Genomic DNA, 24,010 nt, shown 5'->3' with positions numbered 1-24,010 from the left:
CCACCTTCGGGCCATACTTGCGATTGATGGATTCACGCAGCCACTCATCTGCCGTCTTCTGGCTAATGCGCAACCCCTGGCAAATCGTGGTGCCTGTGATAGACTTGTCCGCAGTTGTGGTGCCGTAGCCGATAGTCCAGACGCCTACAGCGTCCTGGTAAGCTGTCAGGCGGCAGCCCTCAAATTTCTTGATCAGTTTCAATCCATTTTCTGAGATTTTCATTTGACATTCCTTTCCGTTAACGTTAACTGGTTAACTGTTAACTTTTGGAATATTGACAAATTAAGAAAAATAGAATATGATGTAGGCAGCTAAGAAATGTGGTGAACTTTTCTCATGCGACGCAAAAACCCCAGAGGGCCCTAATCCTCTGGGGTTTTCTTGTTCGTTACGGTGAACCACTCCGTTTAGGCTGTTGCTGCCTACTTATCTCTGTCCAGCCATTTGCATATGTAGTAGCTAACTACACCTGCTAAAACAGAGACAAGAAATGTGGTGATCAATTCTATTATCATGGACGCACACCTCCTTTCTGCTGGAGGTTCGGCAGCTCTTACATCATATCATATTTTATGTCAATATTCTACATGATTTCTGTTGCATTTACTTTATTTGCAGCTTACGTCGTCAAGCTCAACACCCTCCATAACCGCCCTGGCTTCCAACACCGCAAGATAATCCGTCATTGCAGTCAACTGCATATTATAGGTGCTTCTCGGACATGTCGGCTTAAACGGCAGCGTGCCTGCATCCCATTTCTCTAACATCCCTTTCAAGCCATAATATCTGATAGCCAGCTGATTATACTCAGCCTTAAATCTTTCTTTGTAATCTGCGCTATTCATTCCAACTACAGTTTCGCTTAATTTCATCATAGATTTGTCCTCTTTTCATCTTAATTATTATAAGGGCAGCGCTTAAACCGCCCATTGCGATATCGCAACAACATGGCGGCCGTCACCCGGGCCGCCGCGGGAGATATCCGGATCACCTCCTCTCAGTGCTTATCGCTGTACTTTGTGCGCTGCCAGATCTCAGCTACACGCTCCCAACCGTCCATTGCAACCAGCGCTACGATAAAGGCTGCAATCATACAAGCAAATAAAAGGTACCAGCTAATCGGCTTTGACAGCCATGCCAACAGCGCCACCAGTGCCGCCGGGCAAAGTACCAGGCTCAGCACAATGACAACTACCGCAGTCGGAACCGGCTTAAAGCACGGCAGTTCCTTAATCACCTGGGTGATCACGGACACTAAAAAAGCCATCACACCGATGGCCACCAATACATACGCTGCATACTGCAGCACATCATTCATGTTCATTTTTTATCCTCTCTTTCTCAGTCTTCGATGCCGTACTCTCTGCGTTTAATTTTTCTGTCCAGCACCATAGCCTCCTCATCGCTTAATGTAGGCAATTTCTCGCAGGCTTCGTATCCTATCTGGCAATCCCCGTTTCCTCCGGCCTCCCGGTATGGCTTATAGATATAATCCAAATTCCGGCGCTCTTTTAAGGTAACCCCTCCACGCTGAACAAATTTGTCAGTGAGATAAAGCAGCTTATCATGTCCAAGGCCAATTATCATGTCATTCTGAGCCTGCTCATGCTTAGATAAAGCATTCTTTTTCTGATCATGCCGCGTAATCAGAAACTGGATAAAAGCAAAGAGCGCGTTTGATCCGATCACTGCGATGATGATCTGTGATGTATCCATTTTTATCATCTCCTCTCCGGCAGCCAAATTATCTTTTTACTGTATCTGGTTACACCGATGTTGTACCTTGGCCGTCCCTCACCAAAAAAACAGTACCGGATCCAGTCATCCAGTACAATCCCGATCAGGCTCACGGGCACCCACAGCACCATGTACTGCGGACAGATCTGTCCAAGGACATTGCCCGGCATCCCGCTATAATCCCACACGCCCCAGCCGAGCCACAGGTTGACGATGCAACCAGTTAAAAACTCCAGAGCCGTGATCCCGATCGTGCCGATCCACACCTGCTGCCACAGCGGTGTGTCCCACTGCAGAACCTCATTAATCAGCCCCAACATAACAAAACACAGACCGCCAAGGGCAAACATGGTCCAGTGGCTCCAGTCCCGCCAAATCAGCTCGATTAGGACATAAAGCACGCCTCCGATGTCAAATAAAAAGCTATACTTGCCAAACAACTTAAGCATCCGCATCATCTCCTGCCAGACTCGCAATCTCTAAAAGATATGTTTTGAGTACCTCTGACTGGTACCGCTCCGGCACATCTGCGCCGTAATAGATCTGCTGCAGCTCCTCGGCCGTCTCACATCCAGCCACCCACATGTTAAGCGCGTTACAGTAGGTGGTATGGTAGCTGACATGCTGCATGGCCGCCGCGATGATGGTCTGCATGTCTGCGGCGCTGTAGTATCGACACGGTTTGCCGTCAGAGTGATACTCCAGCTGCTCAGCTCCGGCCGCAAGCTGGGCCTGCTTACCAAAAAGGTTAAGTTGATCATGCTCAGTCAGCGCAAAGTGCTCCACGGTGCCGTCTGCCAGTGTTACACTGACACCTGCATAAATAATCTGCTCGCAAGCCTGACTGATCTCCTGTTTTTTTGCTGCCTTGAACTCTTTCAGAGTTTCCGGCTTCTTTTCTTCTGGAGCAACTGCATCCACACGTTCTATCAGCTTCCTCATATCTTTCTGAAGGCGCCCGATATCAGACTCAGGCAGGTATGAAAATACCGGTTTCGGATTCTTTGAATCTGTCACATCAATGTATTCCAACATAGCTCCATCTGGCATATCAACAAACATACAAAGAAGCCCCTGCGGAGTTTCTGTTATGCCGTAAGTAACTGACCAGATTTTTCCGGTCGTATCATAAATAACTAACGCTTTCATTATTTTCTCCTATTTTAGCTAGTTGTAGTTTTACGATGTTCTTCGCGTAATGATTGAGACTCGGCATCATGCTAACCGTATACGAGTAATTTGAACAACTGCTGCACGCAGTGTAAAAGCTAGAGACGGTGTAAGAACTTTTTGCAAGTTACTCAGGTCGAATGAATATGTTTTTGCCCCTACAGTTCCATATAACCCATCCTGCCAGATTCTTATAAGTTCTTCACTGCCGTTCTTTAAAACAAGCCCACCGTTGGTGTTAGTATAAGAGGTAGCTTTGGTTACATTTAATTCAATTATAAGTTTTGAATATCCCGATAAATTATAAGCTTTTCCAGCGGTTATCGTTACAGCATTAGCGGATGTCGTGGTCGATTTTGCTGTAATGTATACCCCATCAAATGACGCCGAAGCATATCCGTTTCCGTTATTCGATACATAGAATCCTGCTGGGTTGGAACCTTTATAATACAAATCCGTTGGATTAGCCACGTATCCCTCCCAGGTTCCAGTTACTCCTGCGATAACTTCTCCTTTTTTAATCTTCCCTGCTGTAATACCAAGTGCATTTCGCAACTGATCCGCGGTACATCGCGCTTCTGGCGCCCATGATGCTCCATTTGACCGATAAACCCCCTCTGGCAGCGCGTTAATAGCGAAATAACTTCCTGTAAATGCAGCTCCACCGTTCTGATATTGTCCACGCTCAGTCAAGGTTCCTGTTACTTTCGCTCCATTCACCCACGCTGTTTTTCCGGATGAAATCTGATTAGCGACAGCTGTTCCGCTCGTCTGCGATGCCAGACTATTGGCCGTAACTGTGCCGCCAGATGTATACCCTGCCGGAATCACCTTGCTCTGTCCACAGTTTAGAGTCCCAGACTGACCACCATTATTCGGCATACTTCCCGCTGCTGCCTCATCCCCAGAGTCCCTGGTGACGGCAGTGTATCCGACAAGCACCTGGGCTTTATTGGCGGTGCAATCATCTGATCCAGTACCGGCACCTCCACCACCTGGAATCCATATCTTTCCCATGTTATTACACTCCTTTCAAGCCGACCGTAATGTCCGTTGTTGGCTGCTTATAAACCTTAAATGTCACACTACCATCTGCAGTTGTGCCGGTTCCAGTTGCCAGAATTCCAAATGCCTTATTGTAGGCTTTCTGAGCCGCCAGGTCTGCGCCATCTTCCAGAGCACTCACCAGTATTGGATTATCCTCGGCTGTGACACCGTCAACTGCCACTGTCTGACTGTACGGTGCTGCTGATCCGGTCCATTCAGCTGCTTTAAGAGTGAGTAGCGTAACATGCTCCTGACGGTTAATAGCCGCATTGGTCGCATTAATGTCATTGGCCCCGAAGGGATCACCTTCCTGAGTGTATGCTGTCTCATCTACTATTTCCGTAGTTCCATCTTGATTACTGATCAGCTTATATTTCCGATTTCCTTCAAATACATCTTCCTTATAGTCTGTTTTTAACAAACACAATCACCTCCTGTTTCCTAAAGCTGCAGTTCCAAGCCTGAATGCCAAGTGCTTTCTTCCACTCAGCATGTTATAGTACATATCACCCAGATCCTTTAAGATTTGTTCAATGTTATTTGCCTGATAAATACTTCCATACGTTATCTTTACAGGCGTCGGCGGAGTTCCGGATTTTGTAAAATAGGCGGCACGCAAAATTTTGATGTTCTCCAGTAAACGATCCATTTCCTTATCTGTCCGGAAATCCTCCATCTTCCACTCTTTTGTCTGAATGTCAACATGAAAATACTCAGCAAGCTGTGCACAGGCCTGTTCCACGCGGTTCAGGCATATGTAATCCGCATACACTTTATCCAGATCTGCAGCAACATCAGCTGCTGTCCGGTCAGTAATCAATGTATCTAACACTGTACTCATTTCACAGTTACCTCCGCAGTTATTTTTCTTCTAGAAAATTTAAAATCCAGCTTTGTAATATTACCAGTCATAACTCCCTTAAATCCGGTCGATACTCTCACACAGTTTCCAAGTTCCTGATCCTCGATAGCTGCCTTGAAACTGATGGTCTCATTTCCGGCATAGTAATCATAAACCCGGTTCAAAACGTCCTGTGCATTTCCGGCCGTCACCAATGTAGCTTCCTTCACCTCAGCAATATTTTTGTTCTGTGTGATTTTAGGATTTTCTTTCACAATACACTGGGTACTGTGGTTATACTTCGTTCCGGATAAAACCACTTCTTCGCCACTGCCTGTAATACACGCATAATTTACTCCACACTCATCTATCGCTCCGTTTGTTATGCTCAAACTATGGTATGGCTCTGAAAACTCCAGTCTTGTTGTTCCATCCAGCAGTCCCTTATAGAGTTCTGACACCTCAGTTCCTTCACTGTAGGTGTGCACATAAAGCCGCACACCACTTACAATATCCGTGTGATTTACAGTTAAGCCCAGTCTGATATCTCGCTCAGTAAACTCTCCTGATACATCTTTTTGCTGTGGATAAAGATACAATTTTCTGTCATAGCTTGTATCAACCAGAGCTCCGATCGCAAAAGCTAACTGCTGCAACGCATTTCTTTTGGACGTGATTGAAAGATAACCGCTTATCTTTGTATCTGCAAAAGCATCATCTAAGAAATAATCCACATTTTCTCCCTGCATAATGCTGTCCAGAACATCCGATGTCAGAGCTTCCTGATATATTCCTCCCATGAAGGAATTATTATCCAGGACCCCAACAATATCCTGAGTTTCGACCGTGTACCTTTTGGCGCCCAGCTGCTTTCCGTCCTTCAGATAAAAGATTCCCAGAATTGTCTCATCAAAATACAGCGTCTGTTTTTGCCTTTTCTGAAACTCAAAGGCGTATTCTGATTTGCTGCGCAGTGTGTAATCCATTGTATTGATGCTGACTTCTTCCGATATTGGATTTAACTCCATGAGGCAGTTTATATCTTCAATTTCGTCATCCTTAAAAACCCGGATCAAGCCCCAGATAATTCTAGTAAGAAATACATTTCTACATGGTTTACTTGTTTCCAGGAAATAAATCTCCACCCGGTTGTAATAATCAACCACTCCATAGCAGAAATAATCAGCCGAATTCGGAGTATAGATCTCTTCCGCAATCAGTTCTTCATTTCTGTACCATCTGATTCTGACCTTGCTGCAGTAATCTCCAGAATAATCATTAAACCGCAATGTGATTCCCACACTGGAATAATTTTGCGTAAAGGTAAACACCAGACATGGCGGATCAGAAAAAACGCCTTTATCATCCGAAATACTGTCACTGACATATCCCATGTCCGTAAGTTCTTCTGGGACATTGCTATAACTGCCGTCCATCTTTGCATAACGTGGCAAACACAGGGCATAATCAGGAAATTCTATTCCGTCTTTCAAGTTCTGCAGATCTACATAATACTCTTTGTCGTCTGCAGCTGCCGTGCTGTCTTCCGATGCCCCAAGTGCGATATCGTCATAAACAATTTTTAATCCTCCTGTGTCCGTCATTCTCTGAATTTTCATAACAGACAACCAGAGATAACGATATGGCCGATTCGTGCTGTAAAATACAATTTGTATTTTATTAAACAGGGAAACCTGCTCCTTGCAAAAGTAATCCACTCCATCCGGAGCAAACTCCTTTTCATGTACAAGAACATCATCTTTGTACCAGCTTATCTTTAACGCATTCGCATAGTCCCCCGACGCCCGGTTAAAAACCATGTTAATACCATTGCTGGATTTCAACCGGTCAAAAGTAATGGTTATCAATGGCTGTTCTGCAAAAATTCCATTCTCATCACTCAATGAAGTGCTGATGAAACCATTTGCCCCACTCTGAATAACTTCCGGGGCATTCACAAAATCCTCTGACATTTTTGCGTAGCGTGGCAAGCAATAGGCGTACGGATTCATGCAGGTTTCATAATTTAATAAATTCTCTGTATCTGAATACGGCTGCTGGCCATTCTGATCAATGCTGACATCCCATTTCATCTTTACCGCCTCCTCTGCGGAGCCATTGCAGTAAATGTGAGGGACAAGCCACTCTGGCCCCAGTAATTCTTCCCATTGCGGATTCGAAGCTTATCTTTTCCCTGGCTGACATATGCCTGGAAGGTTAAGGTTTCATCCCCATACGGGAATGTCATTGTATGGCTTTCGTAAGCCGGATCTGATATGGCATCATAAAAAGCATTGTACGATGCCATATCAGCAGTTTTGGGATAAATTTTCATCGTATAATTATAAAATGTCCCTATAATATCCCGGTCCATCGTATAATCCAGCGTACGGCCAGACTGATCTGTGTCAGTGACCGCAAAGCTGCGTTCGAGAGAATCGTGCTCTACTTCTACGTTGTATTCCTTTCCATCAAGCAAAAACACTGCCTGCCCCATACTAACCTCCTACAACTACAAGGCTGACACCGCGCCGCGATGCCTCTTTATCCAATTCCGGCTTAAGAATCCTTGCGAGAGCAGCAAGGTTCCCGCTTAAATTCAGAACAATCTGCATTGGTTTTCCGTCCGTTTCCTGTAAGCCAGACATGAAATCATCCATTTTTCTTAACAGCTGACCGAAAACTTCCTCCTGATCAATACCAGATGTACTTCTCATAGATGTAGAAGCAATACCGGCGCGCGGAGGAACAACGGTTCCTGTCGATATACGCGGTAAATACGATGCCGCATTAGGCAGATCTATACCTACCGGCAGATTTACTTCCACGCCATCGAATACATCAAGTACGCCATCAAGCCAGTTCTGAACCGTACTGCGTGAAGTCTTTGCCATGTCCGAAATACCATTGTTGAAGCCGCGCACCACATATTCTGCAATCGTGTAAAACTCTTTTGAAGGTGAATTGATATCAAATTCCTCTTCTGCTTCTTCCATTGCTTCCTGCGCCCATCTGCGAATTGCTTCTTTCGCCATATAAGCGAAATCAGAAATACCGTTTGCAAAGCCCTCATTAATTCGTCTGGCCATGTTGTAAAATGCATCATACATTCCGCCGGTTCCATTCAGATTGCTATCGCCCCAAAACCATGTCTTCACATCTGCAGCCCATTGTTCCATTGGGCTCTGCGTTTCAGAGTGGCTTCCAGTGATCTTTTCAGCAAATCCCTTGATAATATCAGCTGCGAATTTCTGCCAAGACGGCTCATTTACTCCCTGCGTTTCATTTTCACCCACAAACCACTTCCGGATGTTGGAGGCCCATTTCTCTGTTGGGCCCTGTGTCTCTACATGCTTAGAGGATACCTCAGTTGCGTACGCCTTAATTACATCGTCAGCAAATTTTTGCCAGGATTCCTTATTGACACCTTTGCTGCTTCCGGAAGCAACAAACCACTTTCTTACGTTATCAGCCCATTTTTCCATGACGGACTGTGACTTCGTGTAATTTTTATTTACCGCATTGTTATATCCCGTCATGGTGCTATTTGCCCAGTTCTGAGCTTCCGTGGAATTGCCACTGCTGATTCCAAGCTTCTGCGAAAACCAGTTTGCAACCCCCTGTGCCCAGGACTGCACCACGGTTTGCGTAGAAGCCTGGCCATTTTCAACGCCCTGATTAAATCCCGAAACCGTGTATCCGCCAATTTCCTGCAGTACCGTAGATGGACTGTGTATCCCCAAAAGGTTTTTTACCCCATTGATAAATGGATCTGTGATATTGGCCTGAATAAACGACGTTGGATCACTAAAAAATTCTTTAATACCGTTGCAGAAACCTTCCCAGAGGTACTGGCCCATTTCTGCCATTACAGTTGATGGACTGTGAATACCAAATGCAGCTTTAAAACCATCTATGAAAGGTTTAAAAATATTGGTAACAATCCAGTTGCCAATCCCAAGCATCCCATCGATAATTCCTTTCAGAATGCCTGCAACCACATCACCGCCACACTCTTCAATCTTCCCCTGAAAATATTCTTTCGCCGCCGTTACTCCATCTGACAACAAACCGCCAAGGAATGCAGCAAAACCACCGAACGCAGCACCTATTACTGCAAAGAACCGGCTTGCCACTGTAGACCAGTCAATGCTTTCGATGGATGTTGCTACTCCTTCTCCAAATGCCCACCAATCAGTCTCCGTAAGGAACAGTAGCAACGCTGTCAGAATTCCAATCACAATATCACTGATTGCAGTTCCAGCTCCTGCCCAATCGAAATTTTGGAAAAACATGCTCATACTCAGCGCGAGAGAAGAACCAAAGCCGCTCCAGTCATATGTAGTGGCAAAATTATCAGCCACACTGAATAAACCACTCAGACCCAAAGCAAAATCAAGGCCAAGCATAGCCCAGTCAATTTCCGCTATGATGCCATTCAGTCCTGTTCCCATAGCCTTACCAATAGATGCCCAGTCGGCGGTCGTGACGAATCCGTATAAGCCTGCAATCTTAGCCTGCATATACGCTCCAAGCACCCGCCCGAACAAATCCCAGTCTACTGTGTGCACCATGCCATTTAACCCAAAGGCAAGAGCAGCGCCGAGCATCTGCCAGTCAATCTGTGTCAGTAATAAATAAAGCGTATGCGCCAATGTATTGATTCCTGTCCCCATCAATACGCCGATGTTATACCAGTTAATCGTTGCAACCAAGCTGTTAAAAAGCGTTGTAAATGCCAGGACAAAAGCCGTAATTTCATCTCCTACATTATCCCAGCTGATATAATCCGTCCATTTTTCCACCTGCTCATTGATTTTTTCTCCAAGCAGTTTTCCGATCCCCTCCCAGTCGCCGGCATCCCATAAACTCTTCAGTTCATTGGCAAAATCACTGATTCCTTTATCAATAACTGCCGTTTCGAACATCTGTGACGGGTCTGCCCCAAATGCTCCGCCACCGCCGCCAGACGATTCTGTTTCTCGCTGAATCTGAACCAGATCATCAAATGGTGCAAGCGCCTTTTTCGCTTCTTTTCCTGCACTGGATGCCGCACCGCCAGTCTTTTTCAGACTCTTTGCATAGTCCTCATTAACCTTTTTTGCCCTTACAAAAGATGTTGCGCCGCCAAGAGCAGCGAAGAACTGATTAACCCAGCTGACTGCTGTTGCCAGTAAATTAATAATTGTCGTGAGTGGTGGGACTACAATAGACAGTATCGGCGCAAAAGCTGCGGCAAAGCTGTTTTTCAGATAAGTGGTCCCCGAGGAAAGTTCCGACATGGACTTGTTGGCTCCAGCCGAATACTGCACCAGATTTTCAAAGCCCTCCTTGGCAGCTTGGATTGCTTCGCGCATGGCCATACGGATCAGCATCAGCTTAAACATGTTCGAAAGTTTCAAAACACTCTTGCTGACTGATCCAGAGGCTTTCCCGAGATTTTTCAGGTTTCCTACCGCCTGTCCTGCTTTCTTTGCCAGGGCATTACCTGCAGATTTTCCAAATTTCATAACAGCTTTTTCAGCCATGCCGAAACCTGCTTTTGTAATTGCGGCAAATTTACTTCCTGCTTTCCCACTCTGATTCAAATGTGTCTTATATTCGTTGAGCTTTGCGGTAATTGCGACAATCTTCTGCGCATTGGTGTCGTATTCCTGATATCCAAGTCCTAAACCGGCTTTTCCAAGGTCGGCCTGTCTGGCGTTCAACTGCGCCAATTCTTCCCGAAGTTTTACCACCTTGCTTGCTGATACCTGTGCAGCCTGGGCAATTCCTTCCAAACGCTGCTGCTCCAGGGCTTCCTGAACTTCTGCAGCACGTTTTACCTGCAGTGCCTTTTCTTCTGCAGCAATCTTGGCATCTTCTTTCGCTTTTGCAGCTGCCTGTCTCTGTGCTTCTTTCTGGGCTGCCGCCTCTTGTTTTGCCTGTTTTTCCGCCAGAAGCTGATTTTCCTTTTCGATCATGGCCGGGGTCTTCGCAAGCTCAGCAGCGTAATTCTTGGCTTCCTCTTTTGCGATAGCCAGCTTACGATAAAGCTCATCGTACTCAGCATCACCGAGGCCCTTGCCAGATTCAGCCAGCTTGTGCATCCTGGTCTGCAGGTCCAGAATTTTACCGGACATGGAATCGGTACCGAACGGATTGGCATCCGGCGTTGGAGATGCAAGCTCTTTCTTGTAATCTTTCAGCGCCTGTTCCACTTTCTGAAGTTTCAGGTAAGCCTTATCATACTCCTCGTCACCGAAATACATTCCCTGGCTTTCCAGCTGCTTCATCTGTCCTTTCAGACCCTCAATCTCCTGCCGGAATTCATTTACCTTTTTGCCAGACTGCGCCGCCTGCTGACCGTACTGCTCTACAAATTCCATTGCAGATTTGTCATAGCCATAAACATCCGTATTCTCAATCGGAACCACCTTGCTTTTCGCAGCTTCCGCATCGGAAAGCGGTTCCCCGCCGGGGTTCTGCTCCACCTTGATGTTCTCCATCTGCTTTTGTAGATCCTTCACATGGTCCTTGGCTTCATTAGCTGCGGCGCCGATAGACTCAACACCCTTTGATGCTTCGGCTGCTTTTTCCCCGGTCTTCTGTACTGCTGTCCCGGCTCCCTGGAAGCTGTTGGCAATGTTGCCAGAAAGCTTATCTACGGCGGCTGAAAATCGTTCGACGGCTTTGCTGAGGCTTGCAATGCTTTTGTCAAACTCCCCAGTATCAATTTTTGTGTCAAACTTTAAACTTCCGTCAGCCATACGTTATCACCTCGGTTCCGGGCGTAAAATAAGGCACCTTCCGGCGCCCTAACCCAATAGCTTATTCCAGTAATCAATTTCAGCCTGTTCCTCTGCGGTGTACCGCTTTTTCAAATCACAAAGGTCTTTGTTTTCCCTCCGGAATTCCTGTTCCCATTTCTCCAGTTTCTTCCCCTTTGCAAGCTTCTGGCGGATACCAAGGACGGTCGAAAATGTTCCATCCTCAATCTCCATAAAGTATCCCGCAAAGGTCCACCAGTGAAGATATGGGACGGATCTAGTCTCGTAACCGGCAACCTTATTGATAGCTGGGAAAAGAATACGCTCATCCTGTTCCCAGTCCATCAGCTTTTTTACAGGCTTTTTATCATCATCTTCTTGGCCGCAATCGATAAACCATTTTGCTTGGCCAGCAGCCTCCTCCCAGAGTTCTGGCGGGATTTTATCAAATCTGTCCCGGTACAGACGTCGCATCATGATCTCCAGCTTCTGCCCCGGTTCCAGGTCTGGATCCGCGCAGGCCAGCATGATAACCAGGATATTCCGGTAATCTGTTTCGACAGGATAAAAGTCATCTCCAACTTTTAAGGTCTTTGGAAGTTCTCCGATCATGACAGACCACTGAGGTATATCCCCATCCGTTTCTGATTTTCCTGTCTGTACTTTTCAACGGCAGGCTTCATGATGTTCATGATACCATCCAAAACACCTTCAAACAGATAGCGCCCGTTTACGATGCACAAGGGAGACTGTCCAGCAAAAATTGTGTCGTATACATCGCTGTTAAAAATACCATTAAAGACTTCTTTCATCATCCTGGAAAACTCTGCACGTAGGCACCATCTGCTTCCAGCGGGCTCTTAGGGCTTCCATCCGCATTAATTTCGATTTCCTCCGGCACCTTATAATCCCGGAAAGCAAACTGAGCGTCCAATACACGGTTGATGATTTCTGGATCAGCCGGATTAAACCGGATCACTCTGGAAGGATCATTATTTACAGAAAAGCTTTCATAACCATCATCAAATACCAGGCTCTTCATCTTTTTTGCCATTGTTTTCTACCTCCTGATCTGTCATATCAAATACCGGCAGCGCATTTTCTGCAGCTGCCGGCTCTGAATTTCATTCTGAATCTGCCGTGAAGGTCTTGGTTGCAAGCGCAAACTTACCTTTTACACGGTTTCCTGTATGATGCACATTGAACGGGATCTGATAACCGGTCGTATCGCCACCATAGCTTGATACCTCAATAATAGCTTCTTCCTGATAAGCCACAAAGGATCCAGCTGCTTCGGAGACTTCATCCCAAAGATGTACTTCCACCACGGTAGTCTTCAGATCATCCAGAGTCTGACGCTCATCACAATGCCTTGCAGGCGTTCAAACATTGGATCACCAACAACTGCATAGTACGGATCTGCGGAAGCCTGCGGCTGGTAGCTATCCAGAGTAACCGATGTATCACCCAAGATATTGTTTTTGGTCTCCACATTGGCGTTCATTTCCACGTTAAACTCTTCAAGATCGGTGCCTAAGCGGACATATGCCGGACTTCCGGCATCCGGAAGCGCAGAGTCGATAAAATGTGCCATAAATTTTCTCTTAATCTTCTGTCCTGCGACAGGTGCTTTCTCTGCCATTTATATTTCCTCGCTTTCTATTACTTTGTACTGGCTTGTATCTGAATCTGATACATAACGCCCTGGTCAATGGTTTCTCCCATCAGCCCATGCTCATAGCATTCGCTGCGGTTGCCTTTAAAAACACGGCCTGCTTTACCTCATTGCCGGTATTTACTTCAATGCCGCCCTCTTCCGGAAGATTTTCCAGCCAGTAGGACAGCTCCAGGAGAAAATTGCTGTTTGCCAGCCGGTTATAATCCGTAAAAGACTGCCCTGCAGCATACATGGTGAAATTGTGCCGCCGGATCTGATTGCCAAGCAGGTCCTCTTTCATCAGGGAATCCCCGGTACTGGATAAACCATAATTCACAGGTTCTGGTTCCGTGAAATCAATGTGAATATCATCCCCTGCCAGAAATTCAGATATCTTCGGATACTCTGTCAGTTTCTGGCGCATATAATCAATGATCGTCATAAGCTGTCTCCTCTGTTACTCATTGCCTGCGCTGCCCGAAGAATATCTTCTTTGTGGTCCGCTTTCATCCGCTCAAACCACTTTTTCCCACGCATTGGAGCGCCTGCATAGGTAAGCTCTTTCCCGGTCGGAACTTTGATTTCATTTTTCTTGGCCCATGCGCTTCCGGTTGTCGGTGAAACGTACAGAACTCCCTCGTACAGATAATGTGCATAGGGGCCAGGCGTGTTAATCTCCCCGGAGCCGATCACGGTAGACAACACCATCATGTGTTCCAGTTCACCCGCCTGCCTACGTGGCATATAATCACTCATATACCGCATGCACTCGCTATCCACCAGCTTCTGTACTGATCCACCTTCCTGCAGACCGTGATTTTGCAAAATTTCCTGCATGGACTTCATTTCCACTTTCAGCTTCACAAAATCACCTCCTATTTACAGGACAGCTCATAGTGCTGGACTGATTCGCTTCCGTACAAGTATTCATCTACTGTAGTAACGGTAAGGTAATGATATTTTTCTTTCAGCGTTGCCAGGGATTTGGAAAGAGCTTCCGGCGTGCTGCCGTCAATTTCATCCTCGACAATCCCTTTCACGACCAGATCCTTGCCCTGCGTAAGCATGAGTGGGTCTGTCAGGCTCTCAAACGGGATTACCAGCAACGCCGAAGCAGCGTCTCTTTGTCCGGTCTTTAAAAATGTGCTCTGTCGTACATCCTCCCAATAAACTTCCTCGATTGGCTGCCGTAAGTAGCTTACATTTTTTTCGTCTTTGCGGTACAGGTACAGCGTTGCGTCTGCATTTGTAAACATCACTCCACCCCCCGATAACACAATCCGGTATGCTCTAGCCATTTCATAATAATCTGGCGCTCCCTTCTGGTCTTCGCCTCATTCTGCTCCTGCGCGGACCCGAACGATACAGAATAAGTTCCAATCTTTTCCGATGTCTTTCCGGATGATTCTTTTTCTGCTTTTTCCTGTCTGCATCCCGCCTCTGCGAGTTCACAGCAGCACAGCCGGACTTCTTCCGGAATATCCGTCACGTTGGTAAGCCTACCAAAAGTATACTGGTCTATCACTTGGCTCGCCTGGCGGGCATAATAGGGAAAGCCGGTGCTGATGACCGGCTTTCGTCCTAAAAGGTACTTGCCCTTATAAAATTCTTCATCTGCATAGATCATCAGCACAGTTTCTCCTTATCAGATGGTCGGGATTAAAGTTACATCCTTGGTCACTGCAGAGCCAGCAACCACTACAGTCTCTGTAATCTGGCTGTAGCCGGTCTTTTTAATCTTTGCCGGATAAGTTCCCGGTCTCAAGTTGAAAACAGCTTCACCGCTTGCATTCGTCTTGATTCTGGAACTATTCACATCTACGATTGCATCTTTAATCGGCTCCGGAGATTCCTGATTGTCCTTTACGGTAAAGGTAACCGTCTGGGTAGTAACCGGAGTTGCCGGCTCCAGATATGCAAACGGACAGCCTACACGGTTCTCGTCCATTCTGGTTGCCGGATTCGGCAGCGCCCAGCCCATACGGAACACAATACGCAGCGCAACCATATCCTGCTGCGCCAGGTTGTAGGTGATCTCCTTGGTAGCCGGATCCTGGATAACGCCCTGATCCAAAATCTTTACCGTAATATCCTGACGGATTGCATACACTGCCTGCTTAAAGTCGCCAATGATCAGCTGCGCAATACTGTTGTTGAACGCTCCATTCTGCGGGAAATACATCGGTGCACCATCCAGCGCATAGTTGGTAGAACCCTGCATATCACTCTTGAAGATCGGGGTACCGTCGGTTGCTTTGATACCTCTCAGTTTCGCTCTCATACTCATAGAAGCCAGTGCACCAGTTGCCATATAGCCATCTTCCTCAACCTTGGAGATTACGCCATTCTCACCCAGGAGAAGGTTGTAGTAATCTGGGTTAGAACCAGGTGCCACGTTGTTGCCTGCCTGACGTGCCAGTGTGATAATGTCATTCTGCCATACTCTCGGACGATTCTCACCGAAAATGATCGCTGCATCGACTCTCTGGCCGATAGCCTCCATGACTCTCGGGGTTACCTCGCCGAAAATATCAAACTCCGCATCATCCAGCACAGCTTCCGGGATTGGAACAATAACGGCCAGCTCAGCCGCATCCAGATACACGTTGTCCCATGCCTGGCGGCTGGTCTGCTTCATGCCGGTATCACCGTCTACCCAGTACGCAGTCGGCAGGAAATCCAGTACGCGGATTCTGGTCTGGTTGCTGGTCATGTTCGGCAGCTTCTTAGCCAAACTCATAAATACGGACTCTTTTGGTGCGTCCTGAAAAACGTTTTTTACAATCTGTTCGCGGATAACCGCCTCGGCGTCCGCTCTATTTACCATATTCGTTGCCATCAATAGCCTCCTTTACTCTCTGCCAAAAATACTTCTTAAAGCCTCATTCGCTCTTGTCTTTGTGTCTTCCGACTTTGAAGGTTCAGTTCCAGGGGTTCCTGAAACCACTCTGGGAATACTGACATCCTGAAACAGGTACGCATTGTCTTTCTTGACCGCCTCCAGGGCTGATTTGATATCACTCTCCTGGTTCTTGCTGGCTTTCAGCTTCTCAATATCAAGAAACGGCATAACGGCCTTTAAATCACGCGGCTTAAAGCCTGCTGCAGTCTCTTTCAGAAGATCGCTAAAATCACGATCTGCGAGCTGCTTTTTGTACTCATTGTCCTTGGCTGCCATGTCATTGGTCAGCTGGGTGATTTTCCCCTGCAGTTCCTGAACATTGATGCCTTCAAAGCTTTTCAGCGTTGTCTGGGCCGTATCCAGCTGTGACTTATAATTGTCACGCTCTGCCGTAAGGGCATTGACTTCCTTTCCAACCGCCGCCATCACATAATTAATCTGATCCTGATTCAATCCCTGTTTCTGTAAATCTTCTGTCTTTAAAATCATATGTTCCTTTCTCTCCGCCATCGGTTGTTTTCGGTGTGTAACCATCCACCCCTACGGAGCTGCGTTTTCGGCACGCCTGCCAATTTACCCAGTTTTATGCCTTATGGCAGGGCATAAAAATAACACGCATCTCTGCGTGCTTACTGCTCGACCTTATTACATTTTATGCATCGTCTTACATATCCACCATACTGACCAGATGCACGGCTCCAATGTTTACGGTACTGGTGCTTGCAATACCGCTGCTTAAACCAGGTTAATACATTCACGCGATCACCTCCTGTTGTTGCGACGTCGCAACGCATAACGGATCCACTGGCATGCAGTGTAAGCCACATAGGTCATTACCGTGACAAACCAAGTAACCAAACAGATCACCTTGATTGCTAAAACCACTTTCAACATAATTTTCTCCACAAAAATACCACCGGCCTACTGACTGGTGGTATTTTTCAACTTACTTCTGATTTTTTCTTTATAATCATCAATTCCGCCATACTCATCCCAGTTATACGGTGGAAATGGCGTGTCAAAAACCTCTTTCCATTTTAAACGAAGGCCTTTCAATTCCGCATCTGCTCTTAAACGCTGAATCAGGTCCATCCAATCACCTCCTTATAGGCAGCGTATAATTCAGGAAATATTTTTTTAATTTCCACAATACTATCATACCCCAAAATTTCAATGCTGTTAAGATTAGCAAAAACTTCAAGCATAACATTCGTATCATCCGCCCAATATTCAACAGTATGACCTGCAATCAAATAATCATTAAGCCCTGCTTTGCTTAAACCACTTATAATATCAGACAAAGCAAAATCTGCTTCATATTTGCCGCCCTCAGCAAACCACTGTTTTACTGTATCAGCGTAATTGTACACTGCCTTTGAAGAAGATTCAATAGCTGCCTGAAACGTATCACTATTCCACGAATGATATTTTTTATAATCGATCCGATGAGATAGCTCATGGACTTGTACATAGGTTAAGTCATAATCCTTAAAATCAGGTGCCTTTGAGTTATACCAAATCACATCTTTGGCAATATCATAATTAAATGCCACTTTCAAGTTAGGATTTTCCTGATAATTGGCCGTTTCACTATACATGATCATATCTAACACTGATTTATCATTGCTCGGATTATTTGCCAATATAGAAGTTAAATCATCATAAGCTTTTCTTATGGCTTTATCTTTGATCTGCGGCGCCTGAAGAAGTTTATTCTGTTTCAATTCACCAACCTTCAGCCGCTCCCGCTGCTGCCGCAGCCCCATCGCCGCCGAAAACTCCGTGTATGTCTTTTCCGTCAGCCGCTTCCGGCACCGCGCAGCTGTCAGATCGTCCTTGTCTGCTCCGCCTTTCTCCAGAAGCTTGATATCCTGCTTCTGCTTTCGGATCACACGTTCCAGCTTACGCTGGTACTGCAGTGCTGCATAGGTGTCGTATTCCTTCCCGCGGAACTCTTTCTTTTCGTTCTCCTTCCTGTTCTGTTCTGCAAGCCACTCATCAGTATATCTGCGCTTGGAAACCCCGGGGATAAAGGGCCAGCGAATATGGTAGCAGTTTACTCCGGCAAACCCGAGCATCTCACCAAGGCCACAGACGGTCCGCATCTCTTCAGAAGAATACACCTTGCCCTGCCATGACTGGTGATTCACATAACCGATTCCGGTATTTCGAGCTCCCATATGCCAGTCTACTTCCCAGTAATCTGCTTTCAGTTCTTCCGCGTTCTTCTCATTGACCTTGTCCGTCATCTGGGCCACTCCGGTCATTACTGCACGTCTGGCAGCCACCTCAATCCGGTCGGACTTTCCAGAAGCATAATCCACTATGCGGACACCGCTGGAAGTCATCTCGTCGATTACATCGCCGATTGCCTGGCTGTATGTCTTCATGCCTGTGGTAATGCCAAGCATTGCCTTGTCAAGACTCCGCTCCAGATACTCCGACATGGGCGTGAATACCCGCTTGCCGCCCATATAAACATTAAAGCCGGTTGTCTGCGTAATGTTCTCATAGGCCCGCAGGCTTTCCTTTGTTTGCCGCCTCACTGCATCCACGATCTGCTGCAGGTATTGATTATCCTCATACGGGGTGTAATCCTGCCCGGCAGCTTCGTAGATTGCCTTGGTCCTGATGTAATCGGATTTTGCAGCCTGATCATAAATATCATCAACCTGCAAATCAGCTGCTTCCAGGGCGGCATGCAGGATCTGTTTTACCCGCGCCTTGCTTGCGCCGATGATGCTCAACCGGTTTAACAGCCAGTCTGTCACTGGTGTGATCTGCTGTGCCTCCTTAATGCGCTCAATGACCTCTGACATGATATCCAATTCCAGGGATGTCATAAGCCGTTCTAACGGCTTTGGCAGCTTTTCAAGTTCTTCTGGCGTCAATCAGATCACTCCTCTACATTGGCAGGCTCTGGAAGATTCTTTTCAGCCTCCTCCCTTGTCTCACCGTACCATTTACTTCTGTACTCGGCCAGACTCATAACACCCATAGCAACATCGGCACGGTCTGTCTGGCGTTCCGCTTCTGCATCTACGACAATGCTGTCATCCCAGTCAAATGACACCTCATAGTCCGCACCCACCGGAATCAATCCATATAGGGCCGCCCAGAAGTTCATGGCATATACCAGATCTTCCAGCGCCTTCTGCAGTGCCAGCTGCGTGTCAGAAACAAACGTATAGGACCGCTGCTTGCTGGTCTTGATCTCGGTTGCTGTCTTATCCACGTTCTGCGGATCCGAAAGCGTACCGTATGCCAGACAGCAGGCAAACTCAATCAACTTTAACTGATTGTTGAAGCCATTGAACAATGCCGTGTCACGGATCTCCGGAGAAAACGTTTCCATGAACGGCTTGTCCGTTGCTCCGGAGTTGTATTCCACATTTCGGTACAGTCGGTTCTTTCCTCCCGGATACTCAAACTTATCCAAATCACGATTGTACTTGAGCAATGATGTTGCCACATGCACGGCCAGCTGTGTGCCTTCGTACTCCCAACAGATATTGGAATAACGGCGATCCGCTTCCTCAATCAACTCCGGCGCTGCCCTGGAATACGCGGAAACGCCCAGCGGGCTGTCAGAATCCTCTGCATTCGCAAGTGGCACCCGGAAATAACCAAATAACAGCCGGTCAGCACCGGCAAATACCACCTGCGGCTGCAGTTCTGACCAGCGGTCCACTGAGTTCACGGCAATTTCGCTTCCAAGGCTGTAATCATTGGTTGCCACAAATACCCGGTTCGTAATCCGGATGTTCTCTCCCTGCTGCTCATGCACTTCCAGGCGCGTGTAGATCTTCTTTCCCTTCCGGAACTGCTCCGTAAATGCACATTGCTGAATCCTGCCCGAATCGTCAAAGGACAACGGGAAAAAGCAATCAGCCTGAACAAACTGGACCGTAAGGCCACTTTTGGTTACATATGGCTTTAAGATCAACCCGCCCTTTGCACAGCCATATTCCACGTACCGCCTCAGCCCAGACAGAGCTTTTTCCTGGTACTGCTGATTCAAATACTCTGCTGCAGCACTGCCTGTAATCTCCGACTTCATTTCCAAGGTTACAAGGCGGGCAATTTCTGAGGCAATGGCTGCAGGCAGCTGTGCGCTTTTTACATTCTTCCGGTCCGCCCAGGGAGCCCGATTCTCATACATGGCAGTCCAGAGCTCGATCTTCTGTGCCATCTCAGACGTCATACAGACATCAATCTCCGTATCGGAATCCTGATTTAAAATATCTGTGATTGCTGCAAGCATCTTTGAAAATTTCATTGTCATCACCTCTATTCGTACCGGATGAACCGGCTGATATCCCGCTCAAATGTGTACTCAAAAGCATCCAGCGTATCGATATCACTGGTACCGTCATCCAGTCTCACATCTTCCACGAGACTCTTCTTTTCGTCCCACAGCGCTGTTGTCATGGCATCCTCCAGGCTCTGGCACTGATCTTTGACATAGAAAAAGCGGTGCTGGCTAAGCATCCGCTGCGTAAATCTTATTCGGTCATTGATCGTTGTTTTTAAGGCGTTCTCAATCCGGATCCAGCCAAGTCCTGCCTTCCGGACTGCTGTCCTCATACCGGCAATAAGCGTCTGCTCGGCACTGTCACAGTAAACCACGGTAATGAATCCGTACAGGTTTATAATCTTTAGACAAAAGTCCACGAACAGATCTCCCAGCTTGTCCGGGTCAATGCTGCCGTTTTTGCTCATGTGTCGCTCGCTGGCAAGTGCTGTGATACTTAAATAGGCTCTGGAATATGCTGTTGCCACAAATGCATGGCCGGATCCAGACCCACCGAAGTCAACGCCGATATTGATCTGCATGATGCTCTTCGGCTTTTCGAAAATTGCGAAAGGATTTTTTGCTCCTGTTGATACGGCATCACACATCAGCTTATAAACTGAGCCTTCTGCTGCAACCCACAAACCGCGAATGTAACGATCATAAAGGACCGTGCCCTTATACTCCTTGCAAAGCTCATCCACGAACACAGGGCTTAGGAAAGGATTGTCGAAGATCTCGTACTTCTGGCAGTAAATGTCTGCATCAGAGTCCAGAAACTGCTTAAACCAGTGTTGCGGGGCATCCGGGTTGCAGGCACCATCAAAACAGGAATATGGCTTATCAAGACGGGATTTCAGCATGTTAAACACTTCCTTGTTCCAGTCCACCACCTCATCACCGTAACAGTATTTCAGGGACGATCCTCGAATCTTGGATACCTGGCTGACCTTCTCAGCACCCAGACAATAAACATCCTCGCCAAACATCGGCAGATGTTCTGCGAATTGATATCACCCACCAGGTCTGTGCCCCAAATATGCTGCAACGGCTCGATGATGTTACGATGGATCGTGCCCTTTGACACGCCCAGGATTGCCACAAGCCCCTCTTTGCCAATCCTGGCCCGGATTCTCTTGGGTATCACGTAATAATCCATATAGGTCTTTCCTGATCGCGTTGCCCCCACCTTGATATTCCAGCGGTGACTTGCGTTCTGGAAGAATTCCTGCTGTTTATCTGAAAATGGCATCTTACACAACCCCTTTGATTTCACTCAGGACTTCATCCAGGCGGCTCAGTGCCGCATCATTGTCAGTACCTTTAAGTTTGTCCGTCTGCGCCCGAATCTGGGCAATGCGGGCTTTCTGTTCCTCCGTGGCAAGATCCCAGCGCTTATGTAGCAGCTTATCATACTGTTTAACCAAGCTACGCAGTTCCGACTGTGCCCTGGCCTGCGCCTGCAGGAAGTTCCCCTGCTTATCCCATGCCTGCTGCACCTCCCACTTCTCTCTGGTGGACTTCTCACTGTAGCCCTCCTCGATCTTGGTCGTTGTCATATCATCCCGGTCACGCACATACATGATCTGCTGCGCCCGGATAATGGCAGCGTAGGCAATCTGTATCTGATCCCAGAGGACGTCCAGAGGATCGGTCGGCATCTCCTGGATAATAGAAACGGTCTCTTCCGGAAGATACTTCGAGAAGAAACCGAATTTTTCTGCATTCTTATTTTGTTCCGGAGCTCCACCACTGTTTCCAATTGCATTCTGATTTTTCGGTTGCGCTCCACGCTTACGTTTATGCGAACGTTCGCTATTTTTATCCGAACGTTCGCTATCCCATTTATGAGTGGATTTCCAACGGCGAACCGTTCCTTCCGGCAGATTTAGTTGACTTGCAATCTCAACCAATTTCTGACCTTCCAGATACATGGTCTTCGCCTGTTCAATTCTTGGATCCGGCGCTCTGGCCATGTCCGATCACCTCGATTCGTGTTGTTTTGGGTATAAGAAAAGAGCCACACGGGGTGGCCCTTCAATTGTTAATCATTATTAAACATTTCATAAGTCGCATTTTTCGCATTCATTGTAAGTGCATCCATTTTAAAGCTCAAATAATCCAATAGATTTACTCTTTTATCAATTAACATTTCCAGATCTATGTCTGATAATGATAACATAATCTTGGACTGCTTTGTGTTTTTATGAATCAAATAATTAAAATATGCAATGCTTAAATCTTCTGCACTTGCTTTTCCTCTAGATAAAACAATTCCAAGTTTCGCTTCATTAGATGACATAATGTCGGATAGCTTATGAAAATATGTATTGGAAGGAGTTTTCCCCTCACCAGTTTTTTTCATTTCATTCTTGCATTCTATGATAAAATATGGAGTCAATAACTGCATAATCGTCGGAAATGTTTTTGAGCTATATGGGAAACGAATTGTACAATCAAATTGATTTGTATTTGTGTGTATCCTATTTGTGCCAGACACTGTTTTTATCTGCTTAAACAAGAGCAGTGCAAGGTTTTCTAAAGCATTTCCCTGCTCTGTACTCGTATTAAACGGTCCATTAAGTTTTCGTTTTAATTCCTCTAATTTTTTATAAGCTGATTCCGATGGCGCATAATATATTTCAAATATGTTTTTAGGATTATTAGCCAACGTATCAGCTGGAGAAAAATTTATATCACCATTTAACTTACCTTCCCGCTTTCGTATTTCTTCTTCTATCATGCTTTCTGGTATATTGGGATCCTTTATTCTCTCATATACAACTCGAGTATTTTCAAATGAAACTTGAAATTCTTTTCCGCAATTATGGCAATAAACAATCGTCCCTAAAATATCTATAAGTTCGCCTGTATCAAATTCTCCATAAAAAAATTCACATTCTTCATTAGTGCATAATACCACATATCTTTTTTTTAAGATTTTTTCCCTTTCAGCAAATCTCATTATTGATTCGGCAACACTATACTTTACTTCTAATCTTGATGCTACTGTCGAAACAGAAATTGTCTTAGCTTCTCTATTGGGAAGAGTAGCTAACCAAAAATCAAATGTATCCACAAAATGTTCATCAAGTAAATCAGTAATTTTCAAAAATTCTCTGTAAAACATTTTGTATATCTACCTCCTCTGGATCATAATACATTTTGACTACGCCTAAGTTTTTAGCTGATGTTAGCTGCACCGTAAATGGTCCTAAATATTTTCTGTTTCTGTTATAACATAAATGAAGAATTCTACACTCTTTTGTATTCAATATTGATTTTTTTCCATCAAAAAAAGTATCACTACACTGCAAAGGTCTATTTCCCGTAGAGGCCGTGTCTATTCGCGTCATCTGCAATATATCATCCGATGAAATTTTAATTAAATATGCCTCGCGATCTTCTTTAAAAATCTTCTCCATATTTCCATTAATAGAAATAAATTTTTCAAGAAGAATATCCATATCTACTATGGCTTTTTTCTTATTTACTTCTCTTAAATTTAACGTTTCAAACATCTCATTTATAAAATTATTTCTTATAATTTCCATAGACCTTACTTTTTTCTGAATATCGAATGGTGTGAAAGAATATTTCAAATATAACTTA

At 45.9% G+C, this 24,010-nt stretch carries 31 protein-coding genes; all 31 read right to left on the bottom strand.

Annotation, left to right across the window (positions count from 1 at the left end):
• A partial coding sequence (locus tag DXA97_RS17925) for a lysozyme (protein WP_147355604.1) occupies nt 1–223 on the bottom strand: 223 nt, incomplete at its 3' end.
• A gap of 386 nt (nt 224–609) precedes the next feature.
• Nucleotides 610–876 carry a hypothetical protein gene (locus DXA97_RS17920; protein WP_118721311.1) on the bottom strand — a complete coding sequence of 89 codons (267 nt, stop codon included), beginning with the start codon at nt 874–876 and terminating at the stop codon, nt 610–612.
• A gap of 122 nt (nt 877–998) precedes the next feature.
• A complete protein-coding gene (locus tag DXA97_RS17915; protein ID WP_118721310.1) occupies nt 999–1,325 on the bottom strand; it encodes a hypothetical protein in 327 nt (108 codons plus the stop codon).
• Nucleotides 1,326–1,342: 17 nt separating this feature from the next.
• Nucleotides 1,343–1,717: a hypothetical protein gene (locus DXA97_RS17910; RefSeq protein WP_118721309.1), complete on the bottom strand. Its 375-nt coding sequence runs from the start codon at nt 1,715–1,717 to the stop codon at nt 1,343–1,345.
• A 5-nt stretch (nt 1,718–1,722) separates the two neighbouring features.
• On the bottom strand, nt 1,723–2,193 hold the full coding sequence (locus tag DXA97_RS17905) for a hypothetical protein (protein WP_118721308.1): 471 nt from the start codon (nt 2,191–2,193) through the stop codon (nt 1,723–1,725).
• On the bottom strand, nt 2,180–2,887 hold the full coding sequence (locus tag DXA97_RS21280; protein WP_243107748.1) for a hypothetical protein: 708 nt from the start codon (nt 2,885–2,887) through the stop codon (nt 2,180–2,182). Before DXA97_RS21280 ends, DXA97_RS17905 begins: the two co-directional genes overlap by 14 nt.
• Nucleotides 2,888–2,953: 66 nt before the next feature.
• Complete coding sequence (locus DXA97_RS17895) at nt 2,954–3,925, bottom strand: hypothetical protein (RefSeq protein WP_118721307.1); 972 nt, start codon at nt 3,923–3,925, stop codon at nt 2,954–2,956.
• A 4-nt stretch (nt 3,926–3,929) separates the two neighbouring features.
• Nucleotides 3,930–4,376 carry a hypothetical protein gene (locus DXA97_RS17890; RefSeq protein ID WP_118721306.1) on the bottom strand — a complete coding sequence of 149 codons (447 nt, stop codon included), beginning with the start codon at nt 4,374–4,376 and terminating at the stop codon, nt 3,930–3,932.
• 6 nt (nt 4,377–4,382) lie between these two features.
• A complete protein-coding gene (locus tag DXA97_RS17885) occupies nt 4,383–4,796 on the bottom strand; it encodes a hypothetical protein (protein WP_118705561.1) in 414 nt (137 codons plus the stop codon).
• Nucleotides 4,793–6,889 (bottom strand): hypothetical protein, encoded by a 2,097-nt coding sequence (locus tag DXA97_RS17880; RefSeq protein WP_118721305.1) that lies wholly within the window; start codon nt 6,887–6,889, stop codon nt 4,793–4,795. The genes DXA97_RS17885 and DXA97_RS17880 overlap by 4 nt, the downstream gene beginning before the upstream one ends.
• Nucleotides 6,890–6,891: 2 nt before the next feature.
• A complete protein-coding gene (locus tag DXA97_RS17875; protein ID WP_118721304.1) occupies nt 6,892–7,293 on the bottom strand; it encodes a hypothetical protein in 402 nt (133 codons plus the stop codon).
• 1 nt (nt 7,294) lies between these two features.
• A complete protein-coding gene (locus tag DXA97_RS21275) occupies nt 7,295–11,545 on the bottom strand; it encodes a hypothetical protein (protein ID WP_243107747.1) in 4,251 nt (1,416 codons plus the stop codon).
• 48 nt (nt 11,546–11,593) lie between these two features.
• Complete coding sequence (locus DXA97_RS17865; protein WP_118721303.1) at nt 11,594–12,157, bottom strand: Gp15 family bacteriophage protein; 564 nt, start codon at nt 12,155–12,157, stop codon at nt 11,594–11,596.
• Nucleotides 12,154–12,360 carry a hypothetical protein gene (locus DXA97_RS21270; protein ID WP_243107746.1) on the bottom strand — a complete coding sequence of 69 codons (207 nt, stop codon included), beginning with the start codon at nt 12,358–12,360 and terminating at the stop codon, nt 12,154–12,156. Before DXA97_RS21270 ends, DXA97_RS17865 begins: the two co-directional genes overlap by 4 nt.
• On the bottom strand, nt 12,357–12,599 hold the full coding sequence (locus tag DXA97_RS21265; RefSeq protein ID WP_243107745.1) for a hypothetical protein: 243 nt from the start codon (nt 12,597–12,599) through the stop codon (nt 12,357–12,359). The genes DXA97_RS21270 and DXA97_RS21265 overlap by 4 nt, the downstream gene beginning before the upstream one ends.
• Nucleotides 12,600–12,669: 70 nt before the next feature.
• Complete coding sequence (locus tag DXA97_RS22500; protein ID WP_347561697.1) at nt 12,670–12,870, bottom strand: hypothetical protein; 201 nt, start codon at nt 12,868–12,870, stop codon at nt 12,670–12,672.
• Nucleotides 12,871–12,881: 11 nt separating this feature from the next.
• On the bottom strand, nt 12,882–13,187 hold the full coding sequence (locus DXA97_RS22495) for a hypothetical protein (RefSeq protein WP_347561696.1): 306 nt from the start codon (nt 13,185–13,187) through the stop codon (nt 12,882–12,884).
• Between the two features lie 82 nt (nt 13,188–13,269).
• A complete protein-coding gene (locus DXA97_RS17850; protein WP_243107744.1) occupies nt 13,270–13,644 on the bottom strand; it encodes a hypothetical protein in 375 nt (124 codons plus the stop codon).
• Nucleotides 13,641–14,066, bottom strand: coding sequence for a minor capsid protein (locus DXA97_RS17845; protein WP_243107743.1), 426 nt, complete (start codon nt 14,064–14,066; stop codon nt 13,641–13,643). Before DXA97_RS17845 ends, DXA97_RS17850 begins: the two co-directional genes overlap by 4 nt.
• A gap of 11 nt (nt 14,067–14,077) precedes the next feature.
• Nucleotides 14,078–14,458 carry a DUF6751 family protein gene (locus DXA97_RS17840; protein WP_118721302.1) on the bottom strand — a complete coding sequence of 127 codons (381 nt, stop codon included), beginning with the start codon at nt 14,456–14,458 and terminating at the stop codon, nt 14,078–14,080.
• Complete coding sequence (locus DXA97_RS17835; RefSeq protein WP_243107742.1) at nt 14,458–14,829, bottom strand: hypothetical protein; 372 nt, start codon at nt 14,827–14,829, stop codon at nt 14,458–14,460. Before DXA97_RS17835 ends, DXA97_RS17840 begins: the two co-directional genes overlap by 1 nt.
• 18 nt (nt 14,830–14,847) lie before the next feature.
• On the bottom strand, nt 14,848–16,041 hold the full coding sequence (locus tag DXA97_RS17830; RefSeq protein WP_118721301.1) for a phage major capsid protein: 1,194 nt from the start codon (nt 16,039–16,041) through the stop codon (nt 14,848–14,850).
• A gap of 12 nt (nt 16,042–16,053) precedes the next feature.
• Entirely contained in the window at nt 16,054–16,593 is a 540-nt protein-coding gene (locus tag DXA97_RS17825; protein ID WP_118721300.1) for a phage scaffolding protein, read from the bottom strand.
• A 432-nt stretch (nt 16,594–17,025) separates the two neighbouring features.
• The gene (locus tag DXA97_RS20400) at nt 17,026–17,196 is read right to left on the bottom strand and encodes a hypothetical protein (protein WP_182436958.1); all 171 of its coding nucleotides are present in this window, start codon (nt 17,194–17,196) and stop codon (nt 17,026–17,028) included.
• Complete coding sequence (locus DXA97_RS17815) at nt 17,187–18,995, bottom strand: phage minor capsid protein (RefSeq protein WP_118721298.1); 1,809 nt, start codon at nt 18,993–18,995, stop codon at nt 17,187–17,189. Before DXA97_RS17815 ends, DXA97_RS20400 begins: the two co-directional genes overlap by 10 nt.
• Before the next feature lie 5 nt (nt 18,996–19,000).
• A complete protein-coding gene (locus DXA97_RS17810; RefSeq protein WP_118721297.1) occupies nt 19,001–20,383 on the bottom strand; it encodes a phage portal protein in 1,383 nt (460 codons plus the stop codon).
• Between the two features lie 11 nt (nt 20,384–20,394).
• Nucleotides 20,395–21,387: a terminase family protein gene (locus tag DXA97_RS17805; RefSeq protein WP_347561695.1), complete on the bottom strand. Its 993-nt coding sequence runs from the start codon at nt 21,385–21,387 to the stop codon at nt 20,395–20,397.
• The gene (locus tag DXA97_RS22490) at nt 21,312–21,650 is read right to left on the bottom strand and encodes a hypothetical protein (protein WP_347561694.1); all 339 of its coding nucleotides are present in this window, start codon (nt 21,648–21,650) and stop codon (nt 21,312–21,314) included. The genes DXA97_RS17805 and DXA97_RS22490 overlap by 76 nt, the downstream gene beginning before the upstream one ends.
• 1 nt (nt 21,651) lies before the next feature.
• The gene (gene terS, locus DXA97_RS17800) at nt 21,652–22,374 is read right to left on the bottom strand and encodes a phage terminase small subunit (protein WP_118721296.1); all 723 of its coding nucleotides are present in this window, start codon (nt 22,372–22,374) and stop codon (nt 21,652–21,654) included.
• 68 nt (nt 22,375–22,442) lie between these two features.
• Nucleotides 22,443–23,528, bottom strand: coding sequence for a hypothetical protein (locus DXA97_RS17795; RefSeq protein ID WP_118721295.1), 1,086 nt, complete (start codon nt 23,526–23,528; stop codon nt 22,443–22,445).
• Nucleotides 23,497–24,010 (bottom strand): hypothetical protein (locus tag DXA97_RS17790; RefSeq protein WP_207666856.1); only part of this gene is annotated, 514 nt, incomplete at its 5' end. The genes DXA97_RS17795 and DXA97_RS17790, both read right to left, overlap by 32 nt.

The organism is Clostridium sp. OF09-36, from assembly GCF_003481985.1.
Lineage (GTDB): Bacteria > Bacillota > Clostridia > Lachnospirales > Lachnospiraceae > Brotaphodocola.
This window is presented reverse-complemented; position numbering and strand designations above follow the sequence as displayed.